Source organism: Pseudomonas sp. H1_D04 (assembly GCF_054683855.1).
The window spans coordinates 1,716,011-1,739,390 of record NZ_CP162826.1 but is presented as its reverse complement, the minus strand read 5'-3'; the positions used below and the strand labels follow the sequence as shown (position 1 = coordinate 1,739,390).

Sequence of the window (23,380 nt, the reverse complement as noted above, 5' to 3'; positions counted from 1 at the left end):
AGGTCACTGAAACCGGGAGGTTCATATCTTGAACCTCCCTACGCATTGCTGCAGATCCGTTCCCAGTCGCGCCAACTCGATACTCGCCGCCGCCGTCTGTTCGCTGGCGGCAGCGGTTTGCTCCGAGGCATCGCGGACCTTCAAGACGCTACGATTGATCTCTTCGGCCACCGCGCTTTGCTCCTCGGCCGCTGCGGCAATCTGCGGGTTCATTTCCTGGATGATGGCCACGGTGCGGGCGATCTCCGTCAGGGCGTCCCCGGCGTTGCGAGTCAGGCCGACACTGTTGTCGGTCAGGGTGCGGCTGTAGTCCATGATGTCGGCAGCCTGTTGGGTGCCCCTGTGCAGGCCACCAATCAACTCTTCGATTTCTTCGGCGGACTGCTGGGTCCGCCGGGCGAGGCTGCGCACTTCATCGGCGACCACGGCGAAGCCCTGGCCTGCCTCACCGGCCCGTGCGGCTTCAATCGCTGCATTGAGCGCCAGCAGGTTGGTCTGCTGCGACACGGACTTGATTACGTCCAGCACGCTGCCGATTTTCTGGCTTTCCCGTTGCAGCCCCAACATCGCTTCGCTTGAGCGAGCCATCTCATGGGCCAGGTGTTCAATTTGTGCCACGGCATCCGTGACCACCTGATCGCCCAGTTCAGCCTGCTGATTGGCCTGGCCGGCGGCAATCGATGCTTGCTCGGCGTGGCGCGCCACTTCCTGGGCGGTGGCCAGCATCTGGTTCATGGCCGTCGCCACCTGCTCGGTTTCATCGCGCTGATTATTCACCCCGGCGCGGGTTTGCTCAGTGACGGCAGAGAGCTCTTCGGCGGCGCTGGCGATTTGCCGTGCGTTGTCGCTGATGTTGCCAACCAACCCCCGCAGGTTCAGCGTCATTTGGCTCATGCTGCGTTGCAACTGGCCCAGCTCATCGCGGCGCTGTGACTGCACTTCGTTGCTCAGATCACCCTCGGCAATGCGGTTGGCCACCATGAGCGCCTTGCGCAGCGGGTGCACGATTTGTCCGGCAATCACCCAGGCGGCCAAGGCGCCGAAGAGCACCGCGGCAGCCGCAATACCCAAGGTCTGGGTGCGGGCTTGGTCGGCTTCTCTGTCGCGTCGTTGGGTCTGATCCTGGCTCAAGAGGTCACTCTGCGCGAGCAACTGATCCAACTGCTGCTCCAACTGGTTCTGGCTACTTTCGGTCGTGAGTTGGGTGTCTTTAAGGCGGGTCAGCTGGGTGCGGATACTGAGCACGGCGTTTTTCATCGCGTCACTGTCGACCGCCAGTTTGGCCACTTCAGCCTGGGCGAGTTCGAGGCTGCGTTCTGCGTCAACCACGGCTTGTCCATACGCATCCAGCGAACTTGAAGCCCAAGCCGGGCTCTTGGCACGGTCTTCGGCCTGCTCCATGGCCTGGCGCAGGTTTTCGACGGCATCCAGGGCTTTTTCATCTTCCTGATCAGGCAAGTCGCTAGCCAGTTGTGCCAGAACATCGCCGGCCCGCGTGGTGCTCTGTGTCAGCTGTTCCCGGGCACTTTCGCGTTTTTCCACCAGCGCGGGCACGCCCTTGAGTGTGGATTTGAACGTGGCAGACATCCGCGTCATCTCCTGCAGATATTGAATGGCTTTCGGCACCTTAAGTCGGTTGGACAGCTCCGCCAGGGCCTTGTCGACTTTCTCCATGCTCGCGCTCAATCGACTGAGGCTTTCGGCGTCGTCCAGGGTGCGATAGAGGATTCTGTCGGTGCGCAGTTCTTCGCCGGCCACCGCCAGTTGTGCCAGCACGCTCAGCGTTTGTGATCGGTAAAGGGACGCCGCTAATGCTTGCCAGCCGGTCACGGCAATGACAAGGCTCAGGGCCAGTACCAGGGCAAAGCCCAGGGCCAATTTGAGGGTGACACTGGCGTTACCCAGCAGGTGAGTCATTCGACGAAGCATGATTAACCTCCGACAAGTGCGTGAGCACACTGAACTGACCTGAACGCTAGTGTCTTTGAAGATCGGGAGGGGCTGATAAACGTGTAGGAAGTTTCATAGATTGCAGGCGGCGACCCAGGACAGGTCGCCGCGCGGGGAGGTAGGTCAGACTCGGAAGCGACCCACCAGTGCTTGCAGATGCGTGCCCAGGCGCGCCAGTTCGGTGCTCGACGCGGCGGTTTCTTCACTGGCCGCAGCCGTCTGCTCCGAGACATCGCGCACGTTCAGCACGCTGCGGTTGATCTCTTCCGCAACAGCGCTTTGCTGTTCGGCGGCGGTGGCGATCTGGGAGTTCATCGTCTGGATAGTCGAGACCGTGCGGGTGATGTTCTCCAATGCACTGCCGGCACGGCGGGTCAGCTCGACGCTGCTGTCGGTGAGGCTGCGACTGTTGTCCATGATGGTCGCCACCTGTTGGGTGCCGCTCTGCAGGCCGGCAATCAGCTCTTCGATCTCTTCGGTGGACTTCTGCGTGCGCTGGGCCAGGCTACGCACTTCATCGGCCACCACCGCGAAGCCACGTCCGGCTTCACCGGCGCGGGCGGCTTCGATTGCGGCGTTGAGGGCCAGCAGGTTGGTTTGCTGGGCCACGGATTTGATCACGTCGAGCACGCTGCCGATCTTGTCGCTTTCCCGTTTAAGGTCGCCCATGGCGACTGTGGAATTGCCGACCTCAGTGGCCAGGCGCTCGATTTGGGCGATGGCTTCACCGACCACCTTGTCGCCTTCGCGGGCCTGCTGGTCAGCCGCTGCGGCGGCCTCCAGAGGCTTCTTCGGCGTTGCGCGCGACTTCCTGTACGGTCGCGGCCATCTCGTTCATGGCGGTGGCTACTTGGTCGGTCTCGACCTTCTGGCTGTTGACCCCGGCGCTGGTCTGTTCGGTGACAGCCGACAGTTGCTCGGCAGCGCTGGCGATCTGGGTCACGCCCTCGCTGATGCCGCCGATCAACTCGCGCAGGCCCACGGTCATGCTCTGCATAGCCCTCTGCAACTGCCCCAGCTCGTCCTGGCGCAAAGACGTCAGGTTGTGGCTCAGGTCACCCGAGGCGACGCGCTCGGCGACCTTGAGTGTTTGGTCCAGCGGGATAATGATTTGGCGGGTGATCGCCCAGGCAGCCACCAGGCCAAAGATCAACGCCAGCACAGTTGCCAGCAGCAACAGGGACTTGGCTTGCGCGGCATCGGTGTCGCGCACCACGGTTTGGGAGAGGGTCAGTTTGTCGCTGTGGCCGAGCAACAGATCGCCTTGATCGCTCATGGTTTTAAGGGCTGCAGCGCTGGCCACCTGCGAGTCGCGGTACTGGCTGACAGCGGCGCGGTAGGCTTGCAGCGAGACGCTGGCCTGTTGCAGGTTGGTCGAATATTGCTCAGGCAGTTGGCCGTTGAGGCTGGTGATTTTCTTCAGGGCATTGTCGATGGCATCCAGTGCGGGTTGCTCGGCTTCGACCTTGCCGCTGTAGGTATAGCCGCGCACTTGGAAGCGCGCCTGCTGTATCAGTTTGCTCGCTTCCACCACAGTGTTGAACTGGGTGACGCTGTCGCCTTGCAGCAGGGCCTTCTCGATCTCATTGATCTTGAGCACCGCGTTGTCAGCGGTATCTCCCAGCTTGCTGCGGGCGTTTTCACGGTTGGCGCTGGCTTGCACCATGTCGCTGAATGCGCGCTTGTACTGGTCCACGGCGGCCAACTGTTCATCGACCAGGGCCGCGTCGGCGGGTTGTTCAATTAGGTTGCGGGCTTTATTCAGGCCGCTATTGAGCTTGTCCAGCAACTCGCTGACCGCGCCTGGGCCTTGTTCGCCATGGCGCAATTCATAGTCCCGGCGAGCCAGGCGCAGGTCCTTGGTCAATCCATTGAGGCTGGAGATAAAGCCCAGCTTGTCACCGCGACTGATCACATCGCCCAGGCCGGTCCAGCCGGTTAAGGTGATCATCAGTGTGAGTAGTAACACCAGGCCGAAACCTACGCCCAACTTGGTTTTGACGCTGACATTCCCCAGCTTTTCGGCTAACCAACGATACATGCTGCGAACTCCCCTGGAACAAGGCTTGGACTTATTCAGGAGTTATCGGCCTGCGCCCGGGATTCTGTAGCGACGCAGCTCTAATGGCGGGGGCTTGCGCCCGATAGGGGGGATCGGTCGATATATTTATCAGCTGACAAACCGTCATCGGGGGCGAGCCCCTCTCACAAGGGGACAGCGCCGTTGTTAGAAGAGGCGGGCGAGCAGGGCGGTGACGGCGGTTTCAACCCGTAGGATCCGTGCGCCGAGTTGTACCGGCTGCAAGCCAGCCTTGGCCAATAGGTCCACTTCGTAGGGGATCCAGCCGCCTTCCGGGCCGATGGCCAGGGTAACCGGCTCATCCAGCCCTCGGGGGCAAGCTGGGTAATCGCCTGGATGGCCGATCAGGCCAAGGGTGCCTTCGGTCATGGCCGGCAGGCGGTCTTCGACGAATGGCTTGAAGCGCTTTTCGATGATGATCTCGGGCAGCACCGTGTCCCGCGCCTGTTCCAGGCCAAGGATCAGTTGCTCGCGTATCGCCTCGGGCTCCAGGAACGGGGTCTGCCAGAAGCTCTTTTCCACTCGGTAACTATTGACCAGCACCACCTTCGGCACGCCCATGGCAGCAACGGTTTGCAGCACACGGCGCAGCATTTTCGGGCGGGGAAGGGCCAGTAGCAGGGTCAAGGGCAGCTTGGCTGGAGGCGGTTGGTCGAAGCTCACTTGCAGCTCGGCTTCGCTGGCTTCCAGGCGCAACAATTGCGCTGCGCCCATCAACCCGCCGATGCGCCCCACGCGCAGGCTGTCGCCTACGGCGGCGCGGTGGACCTCCTGCATATGCACCAGGCGTCGATCGCGCAGGATCACCCGGTCGGCCGCAATAAAGTCGGCCTCTTCAAGCAGCAGCAGGTTCACGGCTGGGTCGCTGGCGGCTGTTCGTCGTCGACGGGTTGGTCATCCGGGTGATCGCCACGCTTGCTGATCAAACCGCTGAACAGGATGCCGATCTCGAACAGCATCCACATCGGCACGGCCAGCAGGGTCTGGGAGAAGATGTCCGGCGGCGTCAGGATCATGCCGACCACGAAGCAACCGATGATCACGTACGGGCGGATCTTCTTCAGGTAGGCCACGTTGACCACGCCGATCCACACCAGCAGCACCACGGCCACCGGGATTTCGAAGGCCACGCCAAAGGCGAAGAACAGCGTCATCACGAAGTCGAGGTAGCTGGTGATGTCGGTCATCATCTCCACGCCGGCCGGAGTGGCAGCGGCGAAGAACTTGAAGATCAACGGGAATACCAGGAAGTACGCGAACGCCATGCCGGTGTAGAACAGCAGGATGCTCGATACCAGCAACGGTACCGCGATGCGCTTCTCGTGCTTGTACAGGCCCGGCGCGATAAAGCCCCAGATCTGATGCAGGATCACCGGGATCGCCAGGAACAGCGAAACCATCATCGTCAGTTTCAACGGCGTGAGGAACGGCGATGAAACATCCGTGGCGATCATCGTCGCGCCGGCCGGCAGGTACTGGCGCAGCGGCGTGGAGACGAAGGTATAGATCTGCTGGGTAAAGGCGAACAGCCCAGCAAAGATGATGAAGATGGCCGCTACGCAACGCAGCAGGCGCGTACGCAGCTCGGTGAGGTGCGAGACCAGCGGCATGTGCTGGTCGTTTTCCGGTTTATCAGCGCTCATGGGGCTCGCGGCGGCAATGTAGGGTCATGGGGCGCGGGCGACGCAACGGGCGTCGGCGCAGGCTCGGTTGGCGCGGTAGGCGTCGGGGCGGCGGGCGTAGGCTCAACCGCTGGCGCAATGCTGTGCTCGGCCACAGGCTCCACCGGCTTGGCGGGCTCCTGGACAGGGGACAAAATCTTCCGTGCTTCCTGCTCCAACGACAGAATGTGCTCGTTGTGCAGTTGGCGGCGGATCTCGTCGGCGCCGATTTCCCGTTCAACTTCCTGTTTGATCGCGTTGAAACTGCGTTTCAGGCGCCCGATCCACAGGCCGGCCGTGCGCGCGGCACCGGGCAGGCGTTCCGGCCCCAGTACCAACAGGGCCACGAGGCCGACGAGCAGCAGTTCAGAGAAGCTGATACCAAACATTATTCAGTGCTCACGAGTCTTTGCGGGTCGGCTCTTCGACTTTCTCAGCCTGCACGTCGAAGGTGCGACGCTCGGTGATCGGCTGGGCGGCCTGCGGGTGCACAGGCTGGACCGGCGGTACGGGATTGGCGGCGGGGTCGGCAGGCTTTTCGTCGTCGTTCATGGCTTTACGAAAGCCCTTGATCGACTCGCCCACGTCGGTGCCCAGGTTCTTGAGTTTCTTGGTGCCGAACACCAGTACCACGACCACCAGAATGACGATCCAGTGTTTCCAGTCAAAAATGCCCATGCTGCAAATCCTCTAGTCTTAGTTATTCAAGCGGACGGGCGCGAGGCCTTTTCGGCATGCCCGGACAAGCCGAAGCGACGGTCCAGTTCGTCCAGCACTGCCTGTGGATGCTGCCCCAGTTGGGCGAGCATGACCAGGCTATGGAACCACAAGTCGGCGGTCTCATAGATGACATCGCTGCAGTCGCCGCTGATTTGCGCATCCTTGGCGGCGATGATGGTCTCGACGGATTCTTCGCCGAGCTTTTCCAGAATTTTGTTCAGCCCCTTGTGGTACAGGCTGGCGACGTAGGAGCTGTCGGCGTCCGCACCTTTGCGGTCTTCCAGCACCTGGGCCACGCGGTTCAGGGTATCGCTCATGGTCAGTGTCCTGCGGAATAAATGGCGTGCGGGTCTTTGAGCACCGGTTCGACGGTTTTCCACTCGCCGTTCTCGAACACGCGATAGAAGCAACTGTGACGGCCGGTGTGGCAGGCGATATCGCCGATCTGCTCGACCTTGAGGATCACCACGTCGGCGTCGCAGTCGATGCGCATCTCGTGCAGGGTCTGCACGTGCCCGGACTCTTCGCCCTTGCGCCACAGTTTGCCACGGGAACGTGACCAGTAAATGGCACGCTGCTCAGTGGCGGTGAGGCTTAGGGCCTCGCGGTTCATCCAGGCCATCATCAGCACGCGCCCGGTCTTGTAGTCCTGGGCAATGGCCGGCACCAGGCCGTCACTGTCCCACTTGATCTCGTCCAGCCAGTCTTTCATGTTCGGCTCCGGCAATTTGCGACAGTGTATAACCGGATTGGCTATCGACGCACGATCAGATAAACACCCACGGCGACCATGATCCCCGCAGGCCAGTGGCCCAGTTGATTCAACGGCCCACCAATGGCCAGCATCACACCGCCCACCAGGTGCGCGGCGCCGAGCAGGCGCAGGAACCAGTCATCCTTGCGCTTGCGCCACGGCGGTTCCGGGTCCTTGGCGTGGGGCTGGGACATGCGCTCAAGCAAGTCGCGAGTCATGTTGGCCAGGTGCGGCAGTTGTTCCATTTGGCTGTGCAGGTTACCCAGCACGGTTTTCGGGCTCATGCGCTCGCGCATCCAGCGTTCGAGGAACGGCTGGGCGGTGTTCCACAGGTCGAGGTCCGGGTACAACTGACGGCCCAGGCCTTCGATGTTGAGCAAGGTTTTTTGCAGCAGTACCAACTGCGGCTGCACTTCCATATTGAAGCGCCGCGCGGTCTGGAACAGGCGCATCAGCACCTGACCAAAGGAGATGTCTTTTAACGGTTTCTCAAAGATCGGTTCGCACACGGTGCGGATGGCTGCTTCGAATTCGTTGAGTTTGGTTTCCGCCGGCACCCAGCCTGAGTCGATGTGCAACTGCGCCACGCGGCGGTAGTCACGCTTGAAGAAGGCGAACAGGTTGCGCGCCAGGTAGTCCTGGTCTTCCGGGGTAAGGCTGCCGACGATGCCGCAGTCGATCGCGATGTACTGCGGGCTCCACGGGTTGACGGTGCTGACGAAGATGTTGCCCGGGTGCATGTCGGCGTGGAAGAAGCTATCGCGGAACACTTGGGTGAAGAAGATCTCCACACCGCGTTCGGCGAGCATCTTCATATCGGTGCGCTGGTCGGCCAGGGTGGTGAGGTCGGTGACCTGCACGCCGTAGATGCGCTCCATCACCAGCACTTTCGGGCGGCACCAGTCCCAATACACTTGCGGCACGTACAGCAGCTGCGAGCCCTCGAAGTTGCGCTTGAGTTGGCTGGCGTTGGCGGCTTCGCGCAGCAGGTCGAGTTCGTCGTAGATGGTTTTTTCGTAGTCGGCGACCACGTCCACCGGGTGCAGCAGGCGCGCATCGGCAGAGAAACGTTCGGCAGCGCGGGCGAGGATAAACAACCACGCGAGGTCCTGACCGATGATCGGCTTCAGGCCTGGACGAATGACCTTCACGACCACTTCTTCGCCAGTCTTGAGCTGCGCCGCGTGGACTTGTGCCACGGAAGCCGAGGCCAGCGGCTCGACGTCAAAGCGGGTGAAGACTTCGCTGATCTTCTTGCCCAGCTGTTCTTCGATCAGTTTCATCGACTGCTGTGAATCGAACGGCGGTACGCGGTCCTGCAACAGCATCAATTCGTCGGCGATGTCTTCGGGCAGCAGATCGCGGCGCGTCGAGAGGATCTGCCCGAACTTGATGAAGATCGGCCCCAAATCCTGAAGCGCCAGACGCAGACGCGCACCGCGGTTCAGCTCCAGTTGCTTGCGCGGAAACCAGCGCCACGGCAGCACGTAGCGCACCGCCAGCAGAAACCACGGCAAGGGTAGGGCGAACAGCAAGTCATCGAGGCGGTAGCGGATTACGACGCGCTGGATACGAAACAAACGGCGGACGGCGAGCAGCTTCATGCGTTATCGCTTGGATCAAGGGAACGGCTCAGGCGCTCGAAGCGCGCCTCAAGGCGTTCCAGGTCGATTTTAGCCTTGTCGAGTTCGCGAAAGCGCGCTTGCGCTTCCTGCTGCCCGACCAGGGTGCGCGATTCTTCGCTCAGGTATTCGGCGAGGTTCTGGTTGAGGCTGGCAAACCCTTGCTGGTACCAGCGCGTGCGGCTGCGCAGGTGCCCGCTGATCAACTGGGTGGCCACGGGGCCGATCCAGCGGGACAGCTCGTATTCCCAGTCCAGCTCCAGGTCTTGCAGCACGGCGGCCAAGTCCATCAGCACCGCGCTGTCGCCTTCCAGCGCCACTTCAGGGCTGTGCAGGATGGCGGTCTTGTTGCGGCTCAGGGCCAGGTGCAACAGGCTCGACGCCGGCGCGCGCAGAGTGCAGTCGGCTTCGGCGGCCCATTGGCTGGCCAGCAGCAGGCCTTCGTCGCTGGGCAGGATAAAAAGCTGCAAGGCGGGGCTGGTGCAGTCGACGGCAATGACCTTGCCGTCTAAATGCGCGAGCCGCGCCAAGGCGGTACTGTCCAGGCGCAGCACACGGTTGAGGCCGTGTTCGACGCTGGCGAGCAGGCCTGCGAGCAGCATCAGGGCTTGATGCCGCGGTGCAGGGCGACGATACCCGAGGTCATGTTGTGGTAGGTCACACGGTCGAAACCGGCTTCTACCATCATCGACTTCAGGGTTTCCTGGTCAGGGTGCATGCGGATCGATTCGGCCAGGTAGCGGTAGCTTTCGGCGTCATTGGTGATCAGCTTGCCCATCAATGGCATGAAGGCGAAGGAGTAGGTGTCGTAGACCTTGGACATCAGCGCATTGGTCGGCTTGGAGAACTCCAGCACCAACAGGCGGCCGCCCGGTTTGAGGACGCGCAGCATCGAGCGGATCGCGTCTTCCTTGTGGGTCACGTTGCGCAGGCCGAAGGCGATGGTCACGCAGTCGAAATGGTTGTCGGGGAACGGCAGCTTTTCAGCGTCGGCCTGGACGAATTCGATATTGCCGGCCACACCCTTGTCGAGCAGGCGGTCACGGCCAACCTTGAGCATCGAACCGTTGATGTCTGCCAGCACGACCTGACCTGTCGGCCCGACGAGCTTGGAGAACTTGGCGGCCAGGTCGCCGGTGCCACCGGCGATGTCCAGCACACGGTTGCCGGTGCGCACACCCGACAACTCGATAGTGAAGCGCTTCCACAGGCGGTGCATACCGCCGGAGAGCACGTCATTCATCAGGTCGTACTTGGCGGCGACGGAGTGGAACACCTCAGCGACTTTTTCCGCTTTTTGGCTTTCCGGAACGTTCTTGAAGCCGAAGTGAGTGGTGGGTTCGGCATCGCTGCCTTTGCGCTGATCAGTCATATCGCTGTCACCAAAAGAGAATGCGGGACATGATAATCCCCAAGGCTTGCTTTGTCTTGGCAAGGCTGCAGGTAAGATAGGTGGTCACCGAGGCCTTTTGCCGCAGCGAAGGTATTCAAATCCCTATAAAGAGGAGTCATTGCAATGGCCCGTATAACCGTTGAGCGTGCACATTCCCTGGGTAAAGAAGGCGCACGGGCAAAGGCCGAGAAGTTGGCGCACAAACTCAAGGAGCAATATGGGCTTGAGCCGTCGTGGTCCGGCGATACCTTGAACCTCAAGCGCTCCGGGGTTAAAGGAACAGTATTAGTGGCGGATGATTCGCTGCGTATTGATGTGGAGTTGGGGCTGTTGATGTCGGCCATGAGTGGCACGATCAAGTCTGAAATCGAGAAAGCCTTGGATAAAGCATTGGCCTGATCGATTGTTCTTAGGGTGCCGATTCTAATTTTTCCTCCTACTTTGTGCCCAAGCCCTCAACTCCTGCGGGCCGTTCCTCCACCCTATTCTGCGTGAGGTGCACCATGGCCAAAGTTATCTTGAAGAAAAAAATCGACGTACAGACCGGCGCCCTGACTGACGTTAAAACCTACGCCCGCAAGATCTGGCTTGCAGGACTCGGTGCTTATGCCAAGGTCGGCAGCGAGGGCAGCGAGTACTTCAAAGAGCTCGTAAAGAGCGGTCAACATGTTGAAAGTAAAGGTAAAAAAGTTGCAGTTGAACAACTTGATGCCGCCAACAGTCAGATTGACCAAGTAAAGAGCAATGTCTCCGCTGTCAAAGGTCTGGTAGAAGTTCAGCTGGATAAAGTTGAAAAAGCTTTTGACACTCGTGTTGCAAGTGCCTTGAATCGAATCGGCATTGCGTCTAAACATGACGTGGAGACACTCTCTGCTAAGCTCGAAGAGCTGACGGCATTGCTCGAACGTGTCGCGCGTAAACACTAAGGAGACATCGGGATGGCTGTTAAAAAGACTACTCAGAAAGAAGGCAGCTCGTGGGTCGGGAAAGTTGAAGAATATTCCCGCAAAATCTGGCTCGCTGGTTTAGGTGTGTACTCGAAGATCGACAGTGACGGCAGCAAACTCTTCGAGACCCTGGTTAAAGACGGCGAGAAGGCCGAGAAGTTGACCAAGAGCACCGTTGGCAAACAAGTTAATGCCGCTAAGGCGACTGCCGGTTCGCGCATCAGTGATGCGAAGAAGCAGGTGCTGGGCACCTGGAGTGAACTTGAAGGGGCGCTGGATACACGTCTTAACAAGGCGATTTCGCGACTGGGCGTGCCGAGCCGTACTGAAGTCAAGGCACTGCACACCAAGGTCGATACCCTGACCCGGCAGATCGAGAAACTCACCGGCGCCAAAGTAACTCCGGTGAAAACCGCAGCCGCGAAACCGGCTGCCAAGCCAGCGGCTAAAACCGCTGCTGCCAAACCGGCCGCGAAAAGCGCTGCCAAGCCGCTGGTTAAAGCCGCCGCCAAACCTGCTGCCAAGGCGCCGGCAAAAGCTACCGCAAAAACGGCTGCCAAACCTGCCGCCAAAACCGCCGCCGCCAAACCAGCCGCTAAACCAGTGGCCGCCAAAGCCGCTGCCAAGCCAGCAGCGAAAGCAGCCGCCAAACCGGCCGCCAAGGCCGCTACCAAACCTGCGACCAAGCCAGCGGCTAAAACCGCTGCGGCCAAACCTGCAGCCAAGCCTGTTGCGGCAAAACCAGCGGCCAAACCTGCTGCGGCGAAGAAGCCCGCCACGGCCAAAAAACCAGCAGCGACCAAGCCAGCCGTTGCGGCCAAACCTGCTACCGCGACGACGCCAACCGCTTCATCAGCCAACTCGGTTGCAGCACCGACGCCCGCTGCCGTGAGCCCGACTGCAACGCCGGTTACGCCGACGCCATCCAGTCAGTCCTGATTTTTCCGGGACTTATAAAAATGCCCGGCCTGAGAAGGTCGGGTTTTTTTTGCGTGTTTGGCGTTACGACACCAACGCTAGGCCTGCGCCGATCAGTTGTAAGTGATCGAAGCGGTAATGGCTGAGGCCAGAGTGCTTTGGGTAATGGCTGCGCCGTTTTTGTGGTCCGCAGCGCCGAGCGGCAGGACTGCTCGGTTGCCGTAAACCGTCACTGTGCGGGCATCATCGGCCACAATGGGGATGATGTTCTGGACAGCGTCACACCGCGCGCAGTGCCTGTATTGGCGAGCAGGCAGTCGTTGCCGGGCGCTGGCGTGCCGGAAACCGAAAGGTCACATTGGATGCGTTGGTGCAGGTGACTTTAGTCGACGTATACGACTAGGAAGCCTACGCGGGTTTTGCTAGGCCTGCTTCTATGCTCACTACTTACACCGTCAGGCTTTTAGATGACCATGAAAAGGTTCGGCAGGCAATTGAGCTGGGCAAAACCCAAAACCTGACCGAGCTGGTGACGGCCATTCGAACGGTCGCTCAAGGCCGGATTTACTTGAAACCCTGTAGGCGTCCTAAATATGAAATCGAGAGTGGAGCTTTCAACTCTGTTGCAAATGAACGCTTGTCCAACACCCAGGGAGCAGGAAGTGTTGCGGTGTTTTTTCGATGGTATGACGGTAAATTCAATTGCTGCGAAGTTTTCGCGTAGTGCAAGTACCATCAGCACGCAGAAGCAATCGGCGTATCGCAAGTTGGGCATTAGCAGTGACAGCGAACTCTTCAAGTTCAGTTACCAGTTCGGCGAGCCCGGATGACGGCCCGTCAAACGGGCTCATCCAAATAACGCAGCGCCAACCGCTCCGTCGTCAGCCGTGTCGGCAATAGCAGGTGCGGCGCTACCAGCATCATGATCTGGTACACCACGACCCGTATCTCGCCTTCGCGATCAAGTATCCGCTGGTAATCCAGGGAAAACAGCAAGGTCATGGTGATCTGTTCCACCAATTGCCCCAGTGCCTGCGTGTCACTGACCACTTGCCCCGCTGCCTTCAATCGCGCCAGCAATGATGCCAGGGTACGTTTGAGCGCTGTAAGCAGGTTGCGAATGCCTTTGGCAAGCTTCGGTAGGCGTCCGGCCAAGTTGGACAAGTCCTGGAACAGAAACCGGTAGTGGGCCATTCGCTCGACAATCAGGTGCAGGAACAGCCAGTAATCCTCAGCCTTCAATTGTGCGTCTGCGGGCGGATCAAGCAACGGCGCCAGCTCACCTTGAAAACGCTCAAAAAGCCCAATGATCAGCGGCTCCTTGCCATGGAAGTGGTAGTAGAGGTTGCCGGGGCTGATCCCCATTTCATTGGCCACCTCCATGGTTGATACATTCGGCTCGCCCTTTTGGTTGAACAACTGCAGGGCGCATTCAAGGATACGGTCGCGGGTCTTCATCCAGTCTTCTTAATGTGATCGTTGAGCTCAGCGCACTCGCACATAGGTGCCCGGCGCCGCTTCCATCGGTGGGTAATTCTGGTTGCCCAGAGCCGTGAGGGTTTCGCGTTGCACGCCCGAGCGCTGCTGGATCCACTCCAGCCATTGCGGCCACCAACTGCCTTCGACATGATTGGCGTCGTAGTACCAGGCGCGTGGGTCGCTGCTCAGCTTTGGGTTCTCGACGTAGTTGGCCTTGGGGTTGCCCGGAGGGTTGAGGATGCTCTGGATATGCCCGCTGTTGGACAGTACGAAGCGCCGCTCGCCGCCCAGCAATTGTGTGGAGCGATACACCGCGTCCCACGGCGTAATGTGGTCGTTGATGCCGGCCACGCTGAAGCTGTCCACGGTGACCTTTTGCAAGTCAATGGGCGTGCCGCACACCTCCAGGCCCCCAGGATGGCTCAGCGGGTTGTGCTTGAAGAAGTCCAGCAGGTCGCCATGCAGCGCGGCGGGCAGGCGCGTGTTGTCGTTGTTCCAGTACAGGATGTCGAAGGCCGGCGGTTCCTTGCCCAACAGGTAGTTGTTGATCCAGTAATTCCAGATCAGGTCATTGGGGCGCATCCAGGCGAAGACCTTGGCCATGTCGCGCCCATCCAGCACTCCCTCTTGATAGGAGCGACGTTTGGCGGCTTCCAGGGTTTGCTCGTCGGCGAACAGGGTGGCGGGGCTGTCGATCTGGCTGTCCAGCAGGCTCACCAGGTAGCTGGCGCTGGAGATGCGGCGTAGCTGACGCTTGGCCTGCAAGTGGCCTTGCAAGGCGGCGATGGTCAGGCCGCCGGCGCAGGCACCCATCAGGTTGACTTCTCGGGCGCCGGTGATTGCCCGGCATACGTTAAGCGCTTCCTCCAGTGCCGCAACGTAGGTGGACAGGCCCCACTCGCGGTGGCGCACATCCGGGTTGCGCCAGCTGACCATAAAGGTCTGCAGTCCGTTTTTGAGCGCGTACTGCACAAAGCTGTTGGCCGGGCTCAAGTCGAAAATGTAGTACTTGTTGATCTGCGGCGGCACGATCAGCAGTGGCTTGGCGTACTGTTTTTCGCTCATGGGCTTGTACTGGATCAGCTCCAGCAGCTCATTGCGAAACACCACCGAGCCAGGGGTGGTGGCAACCGTCTTGCCAACTTCGAACGCGTGCTTGCTCACTTGGCGTGGCAAACCGTTGTTGTGCAGCAGGTCTTCGAACAAATTGGCCACACCGCGCACCACGCTGTTGCCGCCGGAGTTGAGCAACTCTTTGACGGCCAGCGGGTTGAGCAGGGTGTTGGAGGGGGAGACGGCATCGTTGAGCAGGGAGAAGGCGAAGTGTGCGCGGGCCCGGTCATCGGCGCTCAGGGCGCTGTCGTCGATCCAGTGACGTGTCTGCTTCTGCCAGCTCAAATAGGCTTGCAGACTTCGGCGGTAGAGCGGGTTGAGCTTCCAGGTGGGATCGCTGAAGCGGCTGTCATGGGGGTTGGGCTCGTGCACGGTCTCGCCCAACAGCACCCGACCCAACTGGCCGCTCAAGGCCCAGGCATGCCGGGCGGTGTGCACCGGGTTGCGCAAGCTGTGGGCGGCGACGCTGCGCAAGGTCGAGAGCAAGTCCCTGCCCCTGAGGCCGGTGATCGCATTTTGCGCATTGATGAACGCAGCGGGGGTAGGCGCCGGGTTCGTCACGGGTCTTTCTCGCATGAGCCAACACTCCTTCGTCTAGCCATCAAACAGGCACGCCAATTCAGAACCATAGTCGGTTCCTGGCAAGTTGCGCGGCGTTGCGTCCTTACACCGCCGGGCGTGGATGAATCACTGCACGCATTCGCTCCTCTTCCAAGAACTTCATGATGATCGGCGCCACGGCTTCGGCCCGGGTGATCAAGAACAGGTGGCCGTCATCGATGATGTGCAATTGCGCATTGGGGATGCGCCAAGCCAGCATGCGCATATTGATCAAGGGGATCAGCGGGTCGTCGTCCCCCGCCAGCACCAGGGTGGGCTGGCGGATCTTGTGCAGCCAATGGATGCTGGTCCAGCCCAGCCCGGCGAACAGCTGCCAGTAGTAACCGAGTTTGCCGGCAGATCGCACCTTGCTCGCATGTTCGGCGGCGAGGTTCGAGTCGCGGCGGAAAGAACCGCCATAAATCATCGGCGCGATACGCACCACATGGGACGGTTGGATGTAGCGGCGTGGGCTTGCCATCAGCCACAAAACCTTGGGCTTACCCGGCACCATCACTGCGCCAGCCGCCGTGGCTGCCAGGATCAGTTTCTTGCAGCGCTCCGGGTAGTCATAGGCAAACTGTTGCGCCAGCGCACCACCCCAGGACACGCCTACGGCGTTGACCTGGCCGTAGTCGAGATAGTCGAGCATGCGCGCGGTGAGCTTGGCCAGGCCGGGAAAACGATAGGGCCGCTTGGGGGTAGATGAGCCGCCGACGCCTGGCACATCGAATGCAATCACCTCCAGGTCCGGGTCCAGGGCCTGGACGAACGGAAACACCAACTCAAGGTTGGCGCCGATGCCGTTGAAGATCAGCAGCGGCGTCAAGTGAGACTTGCCCGGGCGCACCGCCGTGCGGATGGTCTGGCCATCCAGGTCGATGGTGCGGAAGATGAACGGTTGCGGCATGCTCAAGCCCTGTGAGGTAGTCCGGTAGGTATTGGGTCAACGTGGGAGGGGGCTTGCTCCCGATAGCATCAACGCGGTGTAGCAGGCGCTCCGTGTCGCCTGCATCGGGAGCAAGCCCCCTCCCACATTTGATCCCATTTCAATCTAACGCTCGTGTACGTAGGTTCCAGGTGCCGCTTCGGCTGCGGCGTAGGTTTTGTTGCCTAATGTCGTCGGCGCCTTCTTCAGCTTCCCGGCGCGCTCTGCCTGCCATACCTGCCAGTGCAGCCACCAGGAATCGGTGTGCTTGGTTGCGTTCTCCTGCCATTCCAGAGGCTTGCCTGCGAGGCTGTCGCTGGTCTGGTAGCGCGCCTTGGGGTTGCCCGGTGGGTTGAGAATGCTCTGGATATGCCCGCTGCTGGACAGCACAAATTCCACTTTGCCGCCAAACAACTGCGCCGACTTGTAGCAAGACTGCCAGGGTGTGATGTGATCGTTGGTGCCGGCCAGTGAATAAATATCCGCCGTGACCTGCTTGAGGTCGATGGGCGTGCCGCACACTTCCAGTGCGTTGGCGCGTACCAGCGGGTTGTTTTTGAACAGTTCGATCAGGTCGCCATGGAAGGCGGCCGGCAAACGTGTGGTGTCGTTGTTCCAGAACAGGATGTCGAACACCGGCGGCTCGTTGCCCAGCAGGTAGTTATTGACCCAGTAGTTCCAGATCAGGTCGTTGGGGCGCATCCAGGCGAATACCTTGGCCATGTCGCGGCCTTCCAGCACGCCGGCCTGGTAGGAATGGCGCTTGGCCGCTTCCAGGGTCTGCTCATCCACAAACAGCGCCACCTGGGTGTCCAGGGTGGTGTCCAGCACACTCACCAGCAAGGTCAGGGCGTTGACCTTCTTCTCACCCAGCGCCGCGTAGTGGCCGAGCAGAGCGGTGCAGGTAATGCCTCCGGAGCAGGCGCCGAGCATGTTGATGTCTTTGCTGCCGGTGATCGCCGTGACCACATCGACCGCTTCCTTGAGCGCCTCGATATAGGTCGACAGGCCCCATTCACGCTGGGCCTTGGTCGGGTTTCGCCAACTGACGATAAAGGTTTGCTGGCCGTTGCGCAGGCAGAAGCGCGCCAGGCTCTTTTCCGGGCTCAGGTCGAATACGTAGAATTTGTTGATCTGCGGCGGTACGACCAGCAGCGGGCGCTCATGCACCTGCTCGGTGATTGGCTTGTACTGGATCAGCTCCAGCACGTCGTTGCGAAACACCACCGCGCCTTCAGTGGTGCCAAGGGACTTGCCCACTTCAAAGGCGCCCATGTTGACCTGGCTCGGCATGCCGCCGTTGTGCACCATGTCCTTGGCCAAATGTGACAGGCCGTCGAGCAGGCTTTTACCGCCGGTTTCAAAGAAGCGTTTGACTGCCGCCGGGTTGGCTGCGCTGTTGGTGGGGGCCATGGCTTCGGTCATCAGGTTGATTACGAAGTGGCCGCGGCTGATGTCCTGGTCCGACAGGTTGCTGTCGCCAATCCAGTCATGCAGTTCCTTGCGCCACGCCAGGTAGGTTTGCAGGTAGCGCTTGTAGAGCGGGTTCTGGCTCCAGGCCGGGTCGTGGAAGCGACGGTCGTCGCTCTCTGGCACCAGCTCCGATTTGCCGAACATCACATTCTTCAATTCAACGCCAAAGTGGGCGACGTGCTTGACGCTGTGCAACGGTTGCTTGATGGCTTGAGTCAGCACCATCTTGGCCGAGGCCAGTAAATCCTTTTTGCGTAACGCGATGATCGGGTTGAGCCCCAGGGTGTTTTCCGAGGCCTGGCGTTTCAAGTCATCGTTGTTCTTGTTACTCATCTACGACGCTCCATTGTCCGAAAGACGAGTACCGGGTACCGCCGTGCACCAAGTTTCGATACACAACACAAGCCTGGTACTGCGACTCGGGTGACCGTTGATACCGCATCGTCAAATGCAGGGAACTTGCCAGTTCCATTGGTTACCCGAGTTTAATTTTTTTCGCAAGCGGGCCAATCGTTGACCACGCGACAGGGCATTCAAACAGATGAAATTAGAAAATGCCCTCTAATGAGCGAGAAGCCTGGATTAGAGCATCAGCCGCACGACCGACTGACTCGGGTCGCGGGTTTTGCCGGCGGCTTTGAGCTCGGCGAGATAATCGGTCCACAACGCGTCCTGACGCACGGCCAATTGATAGAGGTAGTCCCAAGTGAACAGTCCGCTGTCATGCCCATCGTCGAAGGTCAATTTCAGTGCGTACTGACCGGCCGGTTCTACTTTGATCAACTTAACGTTGAGCTTGCCGAATTGCAGGATGGGTTTGCCGTGGCCCTGGACCTCGGCGGAAGGCGAGTGGGTGCGCAGCAGTTCGGCGGGAAGTTGGTATACCTCGTCGGGCCCGTAGGTGAGGCCGAGGGTGTTTGAGGTTTTGTGCAGGTTTACAGCAGTAGGAAACTTGGCCATATGAGGTGCTCTTGAATAAACCGGCTTAAAAATGTGGGAGGGGGCTTGCCCCCGATTGCAGTGGGTCAGCTATAGATAAGCTGACTGATCCACCGCTATCGGGGGCAAGCCCCCTCCCATTTGAAGCAAAGCAGTTCTGTGTGAGGCTTACAGAATATACCGCGACAAGTCTTCGTTCTGTGCCAATTCGCCCAAGTGGCTGTTGACGTATTCGGCGTCGATCTTGATCGCCTCGCCATTCTGCGCACCGGCCATGTCGCCGGCGCTGAAAGACACTTCCTCAAGCAAGCGCTCAAGCAACGTGTGCAGGCGACGCGCGCCGATGTTTTCGGTCTTCTCGTTGACCTGCCACGCGATCTCAGCCAAGCGCTTGATACCGTCCGGCAGGAACTCAATGCCCAGGCCTTCGGTTTTCAACAGCTCGCGATACTGCTCAGTGAGCGACGCGTGCGGTTCGCTGAGGATGCGTTCGAAGTCGCCAGGGGTCAGTGCCTTCAGCTCTACGCGAATCGGCAGACGACCTTGCAACTCCGGCACCAGGTCGCTTGGCTTGCTCAGGTGGAACGCACCGGAAGCGATAAACAGGATGTGGTCGGTCTTGACCATGCCCAGCTTGGTGTTCACGGTGCAGCCTTCGATCAGCGGCAGCAGGTCGCGCTGTACGCCTTCGCGGGACACATCGACGCCGCCGGAATTGCCGCGCTTGGCCACCTTGTCGATCTCGTCGATAAACACGATGCCATGCTGCTCGACAGCTTCCAGGGCTTTGGCCTTGAGCTCTTCCTCATTCACCAGGCGCCCGGCTTCTTCGTCGCGTACCAGCTTGAGCGCCTCTTTCACCTTGAGCTTGCGGCTTTTCTTCTTGCCCTTGCCCATGTTGGCGAACAGGTTCTGCAACTGGCTGGTCATTTCTTCCATGCCAGGCGGTGCGGAAATATCGACGCCGGAGACCTCGGCGACTTCAATCTCGATTTCCTTGTCATCCAACTGGCCTTCACGCAGGCGTTTGCGGAACAGTTGGCGGGTGTTGGAATCGGACGACGGCGCGGCGTCTTCGTTGAAACCCATGCGTGCCGGTGGCAACAGGGCATCGAGGATGCGTTCTTCGGCGGCGTCTTCGGCGCGGTGGCTGACCTTGGTCACTTCCTGTTCGCGCAGCATCTTCAGGGCGGCGTCGGCCAGATCACGGATGATCGACTCGACGTCACGGCCCACATAGCCGACTTCGGTGAACTTGGTCGCTTCGACCTTGATGAACGGGGCATTGGCCAACTTGGCCAGGCGCCGGGCGATTTCGGTTTTACCGACACCGGTCGGGCCGATCATCAGGATGTTCTTCGGTGTTACTTCAACGCGTAATTCTTCGGGCAGTTGCATCCGGCGCCAGCGGTTACGCAGCGCGATGGCAACGGCGCGCTTGGCATCGTCCTGGCCGATGATATGGCGGTTGAGTTCATGGACGATTTCGCGGGGAGTCATGGACATAGTTTTTGGCGGCCTCAAGCGGGAATAAGCCTACGGCTTACTCGGCGAGGTCCTGCTCCTCAATGGTGAAGTTGTGGTTGGTGAACACGCAAATGTCGCCGGCGATACCCAGGGCGGTTTCGACGATTTCGCGGGCCGACAGGTCGGTTTTCTTCAACAGTGCGCTCGCCGCGGCCTGGGCGTAACCGCCACCGGAGCCCATAGCGATCAAGCCGTGCTCGGGTTCAACCACATCGCCGTTGCCGGTGATGATCAGCGAAGCGTCTTTGTTTGCTACAGCCAGCATGGCTTCCAGGCGGCTGAGGGAGCGGTCGGTGCGCCATTCTTTAGCGAGCTCCACAGCGGCGCGCACAAGGTGGCCCTGATGTTTCTCAAGCTGGCCTTCGAAACGCTCGAAGAGGGTAAAAGCGTCGGCGGTAGCGCCAGCAAAGCCGGCGAGCACCTGGCCGTGGTACAGGCGACGGACTTTCTTCGCGTTGCCTTTCATCACGGTATTACCCAGGGAAACCTGGCCGTCGCCGCCCATGACGACTTTGCCGTGGCGACGTACTGAAACGATGGTGGTCAAGGGGAGAGTCTCCACGCAGCGGGGCGAAAATGCCCTGATGGAAACTCATATGGGGGTGGCGGGGGGGATTTCAACCGTAGGGGTTTATGGCGGACGAGTGGTGTTTATCGGTCTGACACACATTTCAGAGCGCTGCAAAACCAAATGTGGGAGGGGGCTTGCCCCCGATGGCGGAGTGTCAGTCAATGAATCTGGTGACTGATACACCGCCATCGGGGGCAAGCCCCTCCCACATTAATGCTGTTGTGTCTTCGAAATCAGCGGCTCTGGCGTTGTTGTAACAACAGGTTGCTAAACCCTGCGCCGGCCAATTGTTTCTGTGCCACGGTCAGCTGTTCGCGGTTGCTGAACGGCCCCACCAGGACGCGATACCAGGTCGCGTCCTTTACAGTGCCCGACTCCACCGTCACCGTCTGGCCCAGCAGAATAATCTGCGCACGCACACGATCCGCATCCGCCTGTTTCGGGAACGAGCCCGCTTGCAGGAAGAACTTGGTCACCGGCGCCGCTTTGGTCTCCGCAACCGGTGGTGCGGGCGGCGGAGTAATCCCGGCCAGTGCTGCCTGGGCCCGCGCGGTGTCGATTTTCGCGGCTTCCGCTGGGGTCACCGGGGTGGTCGGCACTTGCGGCGTCGGCAGGGTTTTCTCCGGCACGGCGTCAGGCGGCACGATCACTTCCGATTCCGGCAGCAACGTGTAGAAGTCGTATTTCGGCTTCACTGGTGCCGTCGGGCTAGGCGCTGTCTTATTGGCTTCGGCCATTTTCGTGGCTTTCTGCTGTTCCTGTTTGACCCGTTTGACGTCATCGCCCTGGCCGGGATCCAGCTTCATCAGGAACACGATAAACGCGCCAACCGTGAGGCCGATGGCCATCCACAACCAGCCCGGAATCGGCTTCTTCGCCGGGGCCTGGTAGCGGCTGGCGCCGCGCTTGGGTGCAGGTTTTTCTTGGCAGCCAACTTACATACGCTCCAGAGTTTCCAGGCCCAACAGTTCCAGGCCTTGCTTGAGGGTCCGTCCAGCCAGTGCGGCGAGGCGCAGGCGGCTTTGCTTCTGGGCTTCGTCGTCGGCGGTGAGGATCGGGCAGTTCTCGTAGAAGCTGGAGAACAATCCGGCGACTTCATACAGGTAGGTGCAGAGGATATGCGGCGTGCCTTTCTCGCCGACGCTGTTCAGCACTTCGCCGAATTGCGCCAGTTTGGCGGCCAGTTCCTGCTCATGAGGCGCGTCCAGCACGATCTGGCCTTCGACTTCGCTGAAGTCCTTGCCCAGCTTGCGGAACACACCGGCCACGCGGGTGTAGGCGTACAGCAGGTACGGCGCGGTGTTGCCTTCGAAGTTGAGCATCAGTTCGAAGTTGAAGCTGTAGTCGCTGGTGCGGTGCTTGGACAGGTCGGCGTATTTCACCGCGCCAATCCCCACTACGCGGGCGATGTTGCGCAGGTCGGCTTCGGCCAGCTCCGGGTTCTTTTCCTTCACCAGGTTGTAGGCACGCTCCTGGGCTTCGTTCAGCAGGTCGATCAGCTTCACGGTGCCGCCGTCGCGGGTCTTGAACGGACGGCCATCGGCGCCGTTCATGGTGCCGAAGCCCATGTGTTCCATGTGCATCGGGTGGGTGATGAAGCCCGCACGGCGCGCCACTTCGAACACCTGCTGGAAGTGCAGGGCTTGGCGCTGGTCGACGAAATACAGCGCGCGATCTGCCTTGAGCACGCCGCTGCGGTAGCGCACGGCGGCCAAGTCGGTGGTGGCGTAGAGGTAGCCACCATCGGCCTTGACGATGATCACCGGCAGCGGCTCGCCGTCGGCGGTCTTGAATTCTTCGAGGAACACGCACTGCGCGCCGTTGCTCTCGACCAGCAGGCCCTTGGCCTTGAGGTCGTTGACCACATTGATCAGGTCGTCGTTGTAGGCGCTTTCACCCATCACGTCGGCCATGGTCAACTTGACGTTGAGCAGCTCGTAGATTTCCTGGCAGTGGGACAGCGAGATATCACGGAAGCGGCCCCACAGATCCAGGCATTCCTTGTCGCCGGCCTGCAGTTTCACCACCAGGCCACGGGCCCGGTCGGCGAACTCTTCGGATTCATCGAAACGCTTTTTGGCGGCGCGGTAGAAGTTCTCCAGGTCCGACAGCTCGTTGCTGGTGATCGGGTTTTCCTGCAGATAAGCCATCAGCATGCCGAACTGGGTGCCCCAGTCGCCCACGTGGTTCTGGCGGATCACGGTGTCGCCCAGGAACTCCAGCACCCGCGCCACGCCATCGCCAATGATGGTCGAGCGCAGGTGGCCGACGTGCATCTCTTTGGCGAGGTTAGGTGCCGACAGGTCAATGGCCACGCGCTGAGCCGGGCCGGCCTTACGTACGCCGATCTTGGCATCGGCGAGGGCTGTATCCAGCCGCGAAGCCAGGGCCTGGGTGTTTTGGAAGAAGTTGATAAAGCCAGGGCCGGCGATTTCGGCCTTGGTCACACTCTCATCAGCCGGCAGCGCGGCGATGATTTTTTCCGCAAGGTCGCGCGGCTTCATGCCAGCCGGCTTGGACAGCATCATCGCGATGTTGCTGGCGAAGTCGCCGTGGGTCTTGTCTCGGGTGTTTTCCACCTGGATCGCCGGCGTCAGGCCTTCAGGCAACACACCTTCGTTGACGAGTTGGGTGAGGGCTTGTTGGATCAGCTGGCGAATGGTGTCTTTCATGGTGTTCTCTTTCGACCGCAAGCGGCGGCGCGC

The 23,380-nt window shown here is 60.3% G+C and carries 23 protein-coding genes and 2 pseudogenes; 4 read left to right on the top strand and 21 right to left on the bottom strand.

The window, feature by feature from the left end; genetic code table 11:
* Nucleotides 1-21 precede the first annotated feature (21 nt).
* From AB4N82_RS08000 to ubiE, 12 genes are all read right to left on the bottom strand, one after another.
* Nucleotides 22-1,929, bottom strand: coding sequence for a methyl-accepting chemotaxis protein (locus AB4N82_RS08000; protein ID WP_163034937.1), 1,908 nt, complete (start codon nucleotides 1,927-1,929; stop codon nucleotides 22-24).
* 144 nt (nucleotides 1,930-2,073) lie between these two features.
* Nucleotides 2,074-2,685: a methyl-accepting chemotaxis protein gene (locus AB4N82_RS07995; RefSeq protein ID WP_460104779.1), complete on the bottom strand. Its 612-nt coding sequence runs from the start codon at nucleotides 2,683-2,685 to the stop codon at nucleotides 2,074-2,076.
* A gap of 25 nt (nucleotides 2,686-2,710) precedes the next feature.
* Nucleotides 2,711-3,991, bottom strand: a complete 1,281-nt coding sequence (locus tag AB4N82_RS07990; RefSeq protein WP_460104778.1) for a methyl-accepting chemotaxis protein — start codon at nucleotides 3,989-3,991, stop codon at nucleotides 2,711-2,713.
* A 186-nt stretch (nucleotides 3,992-4,177) separates the two neighbouring features.
* Nucleotides 4,178-4,885 carry a 16S rRNA (uracil(1498)-N(3))-methyltransferase gene (locus AB4N82_RS07985; RefSeq protein ID WP_032890208.1) on the bottom strand — a complete coding sequence of 236 codons (708 nt, stop codon included), beginning with the start codon at nucleotides 4,883-4,885 and terminating at the stop codon, nucleotides 4,178-4,180.
* Entirely contained in the window at nucleotides 4,882-5,673 is a 792-nt protein-coding gene (gene tatC / locus AB4N82_RS07980) for a twin-arginine translocase subunit TatC (protein ID WP_032890209.1), read from the bottom strand. Before tatC ends, AB4N82_RS07985 begins: the two co-directional genes overlap by 4 nt.
* Nucleotides 5,670-6,080, bottom strand: coding sequence for a Sec-independent protein translocase protein TatB (gene tatB / locus AB4N82_RS07975; protein ID WP_095186135.1), 411 nt, complete (start codon nucleotides 6,078-6,080; stop codon nucleotides 5,670-5,672). Before tatB ends, tatC begins: the two co-directional genes overlap by 4 nt.
* A 10-nt stretch (nucleotides 6,081-6,090) precedes the next feature.
* The gene (locus AB4N82_RS07970; RefSeq protein ID WP_032890214.1) at nucleotides 6,091-6,369 is read right to left on the bottom strand and encodes a twin-arginine translocase TatA/TatE family subunit; all 279 of its coding nucleotides are present in this window, start codon (nucleotides 6,367-6,369) and stop codon (nucleotides 6,091-6,093) included.
* Between the two features lie 26 nt (nucleotides 6,370-6,395).
* Nucleotides 6,396-6,728, bottom strand: a complete 333-nt coding sequence (locus tag AB4N82_RS07965) for a phosphoribosyl-ATP diphosphatase (protein ID WP_003209299.1) — start codon at nucleotides 6,726-6,728, stop codon at nucleotides 6,396-6,398.
* Between the two features lie 2 nt (nucleotides 6,729-6,730).
* Nucleotides 6,731-7,123 carry a phosphoribosyl-AMP cyclohydrolase gene (hisI, locus tag AB4N82_RS07960; protein WP_032890216.1) on the bottom strand — a complete coding sequence of 131 codons (393 nt, stop codon included), beginning with the start codon at nucleotides 7,121-7,123 and terminating at the stop codon, nucleotides 6,731-6,733.
* Nucleotides 7,124-7,164: 41 nt separating this feature from the next.
* Entirely contained in the window at nucleotides 7,165-8,769 is a 1,605-nt protein-coding gene (gene ubiB / locus AB4N82_RS07955) for a ubiquinone biosynthesis regulatory protein kinase UbiB (protein WP_122753823.1), read from the bottom strand.
* Complete coding sequence (locus AB4N82_RS07950; RefSeq protein WP_122753824.1) at nucleotides 8,766-9,389, bottom strand: ubiquinone biosynthesis accessory factor UbiJ; 624 nt, start codon at nucleotides 9,387-9,389, stop codon at nucleotides 8,766-8,768. The genes ubiB and AB4N82_RS07950 overlap by 4 nt, the downstream gene beginning before the upstream one ends.
* On the bottom strand, nucleotides 9,389-10,159 hold the full coding sequence (ubiE, locus tag AB4N82_RS07945) for a bifunctional demethylmenaquinone methyltransferase/2-methoxy-6-polyprenyl-1,4-benzoquinol methylase UbiE (RefSeq protein ID WP_003171186.1): 771 nt from the start codon (nucleotides 10,157-10,159) through the stop codon (nucleotides 9,389-9,391). The genes AB4N82_RS07950 and ubiE overlap by 1 nt, the downstream gene beginning before the upstream one ends.
* A gap of 144 nt (nucleotides 10,160-10,303) precedes the next feature.
* Between ubiE and AB4N82_RS07940 the strand changes: the two genes are divergently transcribed.
* The 4 genes and pseudogenes from AB4N82_RS07940 to AB4N82_RS07925 all read left to right on the top strand — a co-directional run.
* Nucleotides 10,304-10,579: a polyhydroxyalkanoic acid system family protein gene (locus AB4N82_RS07940; protein WP_053140503.1), complete on the top strand. Its 276-nt coding sequence runs from the start codon at nucleotides 10,304-10,306 to the stop codon at nucleotides 10,577-10,579.
* A 104-nt stretch (nucleotides 10,580-10,683) separates the two neighbouring features.
* Nucleotides 10,684-11,106 carry a phasin family protein gene (locus AB4N82_RS07935; protein WP_032890224.1) on the top strand — a complete coding sequence of 141 codons (423 nt, stop codon included), beginning with the start codon at nucleotides 10,684-10,686 and terminating at the stop codon, nucleotides 11,104-11,106.
* Between the two features lie 12 nt (nucleotides 11,107-11,118).
* Nucleotides 11,119-12,066 carry a phasin family protein gene (locus AB4N82_RS07930; RefSeq protein ID WP_460104775.1) on the top strand — a complete coding sequence of 316 codons (948 nt, stop codon included), beginning with the start codon at nucleotides 11,119-11,121 and terminating at the stop codon, nucleotides 12,064-12,066.
* A 478-nt stretch (nucleotides 12,067-12,544) separates the two neighbouring features.
* A pseudogene (locus tag AB4N82_RS07925) lies at nucleotides 12,545-12,875 on the top strand (helix-turn-helix domain-containing protein); the annotation flags it as partial.
* Between the two features lie 7 nt (nucleotides 12,876-12,882).
* Here the strand turns inward: AB4N82_RS07925 and AB4N82_RS07920 are convergent.
* From AB4N82_RS07920 to argS, 9 genes and pseudogenes are all read right to left on the bottom strand, one after another.
* Complete coding sequence (locus tag AB4N82_RS07920; RefSeq protein WP_032890239.1) at nucleotides 12,883-13,503, bottom strand: TetR/AcrR family transcriptional regulator; 621 nt, start codon at nucleotides 13,501-13,503, stop codon at nucleotides 12,883-12,885.
* Between the two features lie 27 nt (nucleotides 13,504-13,530).
* Nucleotides 13,531-15,213, bottom strand: coding sequence for a class II poly(R)-hydroxyalkanoic acid synthase (gene phaC / locus AB4N82_RS07915; RefSeq protein WP_122764237.1), 1,683 nt, complete (start codon nucleotides 15,211-15,213; stop codon nucleotides 13,531-13,533).
* An 88-nt stretch (nucleotides 15,214-15,301) separates the two neighbouring features.
* The gene (gene phaZ, locus AB4N82_RS07910) at nucleotides 15,302-16,147 is read right to left on the bottom strand and encodes a poly(3-hydroxyalkanoate) depolymerase (protein ID WP_460104774.1); all 846 of its coding nucleotides are present in this window, start codon (nucleotides 16,145-16,147) and stop codon (nucleotides 15,302-15,304) included.
* A 144-nt stretch (nucleotides 16,148-16,291) separates the two neighbouring features.
* Nucleotides 16,292-17,971: a class II poly(R)-hydroxyalkanoic acid synthase gene (gene phaC / locus AB4N82_RS07905; RefSeq protein WP_095186132.1), complete on the bottom strand. Its 1,680-nt coding sequence runs from the start codon at nucleotides 17,969-17,971 to the stop codon at nucleotides 16,292-16,294.
* A 249-nt stretch (nucleotides 17,972-18,220) separates the two neighbouring features.
* A complete protein-coding gene (locus AB4N82_RS07900; RefSeq protein WP_032890248.1) occupies nucleotides 18,221-18,598 on the bottom strand; it encodes a gamma-butyrobetaine hydroxylase family protein in 378 nt (125 codons plus the stop codon).
* Between the two features lie 147 nt (nucleotides 18,599-18,745).
* Nucleotides 18,746-20,083, bottom strand: a complete 1,338-nt coding sequence (hslU, locus tag AB4N82_RS07895; RefSeq protein ID WP_032890250.1) for an ATP-dependent protease ATPase subunit HslU — start codon at nucleotides 20,081-20,083, stop codon at nucleotides 18,746-18,748.
* A 37-nt stretch (nucleotides 20,084-20,120) separates the two neighbouring features.
* The gene (hslV, locus tag AB4N82_RS07890; protein WP_010563201.1) at nucleotides 20,121-20,651 is read right to left on the bottom strand and encodes an ATP-dependent protease subunit HslV; all 531 of its coding nucleotides are present in this window, start codon (nucleotides 20,649-20,651) and stop codon (nucleotides 20,121-20,123) included.
* Between the two features lie 257 nt (nucleotides 20,652-20,908).
* Nucleotides 20,909-21,598 (bottom strand): annotated as a pseudogene (locus AB4N82_RS07885) (SPOR domain-containing protein); the annotation flags it as partial.
* A gap of 12 nt (nucleotides 21,599-21,610) precedes the next feature.
* Nucleotides 21,611-23,347 carry an arginine--tRNA ligase gene (gene argS / locus AB4N82_RS07880; protein ID WP_122756625.1) on the bottom strand — a complete coding sequence of 579 codons (1,737 nt, stop codon included), beginning with the start codon at nucleotides 23,345-23,347 and terminating at the stop codon, nucleotides 21,611-21,613.
* Nucleotides 23,348-23,380 lie beyond the last annotated feature (33 nt).

Bases quoted from the DNA above. Each gene is read 5' to 3' on its own strand.
- AB4N82_RS08000 (WP_163034937.1), bottom strand. From the start codon at position 1,929: ATGCTTCGTCGAATGACTCACCTGCTGGGTAACGCCAGTGTCACCCTC.
- AB4N82_RS07990 (WP_460104778.1), bottom strand. From the start codon at position 3,991: ATGTATCGTTGGTTAGCCGAAAAGCTGGGGAATGTCAGCGTCAAAACC.
- tatC (WP_032890209.1), bottom strand. From the start codon at position 5,673: ATGAGCGCTGATAAACCGGAAAACGACCAGCACATGCCGCTGGTCTCG.
- tatB (WP_095186135.1), bottom strand. From the start codon at position 6,080: ATGTTTGGTATCAGCTTCTCTGAACTGCTGCTCGTCGGCCTCGTGGCC.
- AB4N82_RS07970 (WP_032890214.1), bottom strand. From the start codon at position 6,369: ATGGGCATTTTTGACTGGAAACACTGGATCGTCATTCTGGTGGTCGTG.
- AB4N82_RS07965 (WP_003209299.1), bottom strand. From the start codon at position 6,728: ATGAGCGATACCCTGAACCGCGTGGCCCAGGTGCTGGAAGACCGCAAA.
- hisI (WP_032890216.1), bottom strand. From the start codon at position 7,123: ATGAAAGACTGGCTGGACGAGATCAAGTGGGACAGTGACGGCCTGGTG.
- ubiB (WP_122753823.1), bottom strand. From the start codon at position 8,769: ATGAAGCTGCTCGCCGTCCGCCGTTTGTTTCGTATCCAGCGCGTCGTA.
- AB4N82_RS07950 (WP_122753824.1), bottom strand. From the start codon at position 9,389: ATGCTGCTCGCAGGCCTGCTCGCCAGCGTCGAACACGGCCTCAACCGT.
- ubiE (WP_003171186.1), bottom strand. From the start codon at position 10,159: ATGACTGATCAGCGCAAAGGCAGCGATGCCGAACCCACCACTCACTTC.
- AB4N82_RS07940 (WP_053140503.1), top strand. From the start codon at position 10,304: ATGGCCCGTATAACCGTTGAGCGTGCACATTCCCTGGGTAAAGAAGGC.
- AB4N82_RS07935 (WP_032890224.1), top strand. From the start codon at position 10,684: ATGGCCAAAGTTATCTTGAAGAAAAAAATCGACGTACAGACCGGCGCC.
- AB4N82_RS07930 (WP_460104775.1), top strand. From the start codon at position 11,119: ATGGCTGTTAAAAAGACTACTCAGAAAGAAGGCAGCTCGTGGGTCGGG.
- AB4N82_RS07920 (WP_032890239.1), bottom strand. From the start codon at position 13,503: ATGAAGACCCGCGACCGTATCCTTGAATGCGCCCTGCAGTTGTTCAAC.
- phaC (WP_122764237.1), bottom strand. From the start codon at position 15,213: ATGCGAGAAAGACCCGTGACGAACCCGGCGCCTACCCCCGCTGCGTTC.
- phaZ (WP_460104774.1), bottom strand. From the start codon at position 16,147: ATGCCGCAACCGTTCATCTTCCGCACCATCGACCTGGATGGCCAGACC.
- phaC (WP_095186132.1), bottom strand. From the start codon at position 17,971: ATGAGTAACAAGAACAACGATGACTTGAAACGCCAGGCCTCGGAAAAC.
- AB4N82_RS07900 (WP_032890248.1), bottom strand. From the start codon at position 18,598: ATGGCCAAGTTTCCTACTGCTGTAAACCTGCACAAAACCTCAAACACC.
- hslU (WP_032890250.1), bottom strand. From the start codon at position 20,083: ATGTCCATGACTCCCCGCGAAATCGTCCATGAACTCAACCGCCATATC.
- argS (WP_122756625.1), bottom strand. From the start codon at position 23,347: ATGAAAGACACCATTCGCCAGCTGATCCAACAAGCCCTCACCCAACTC.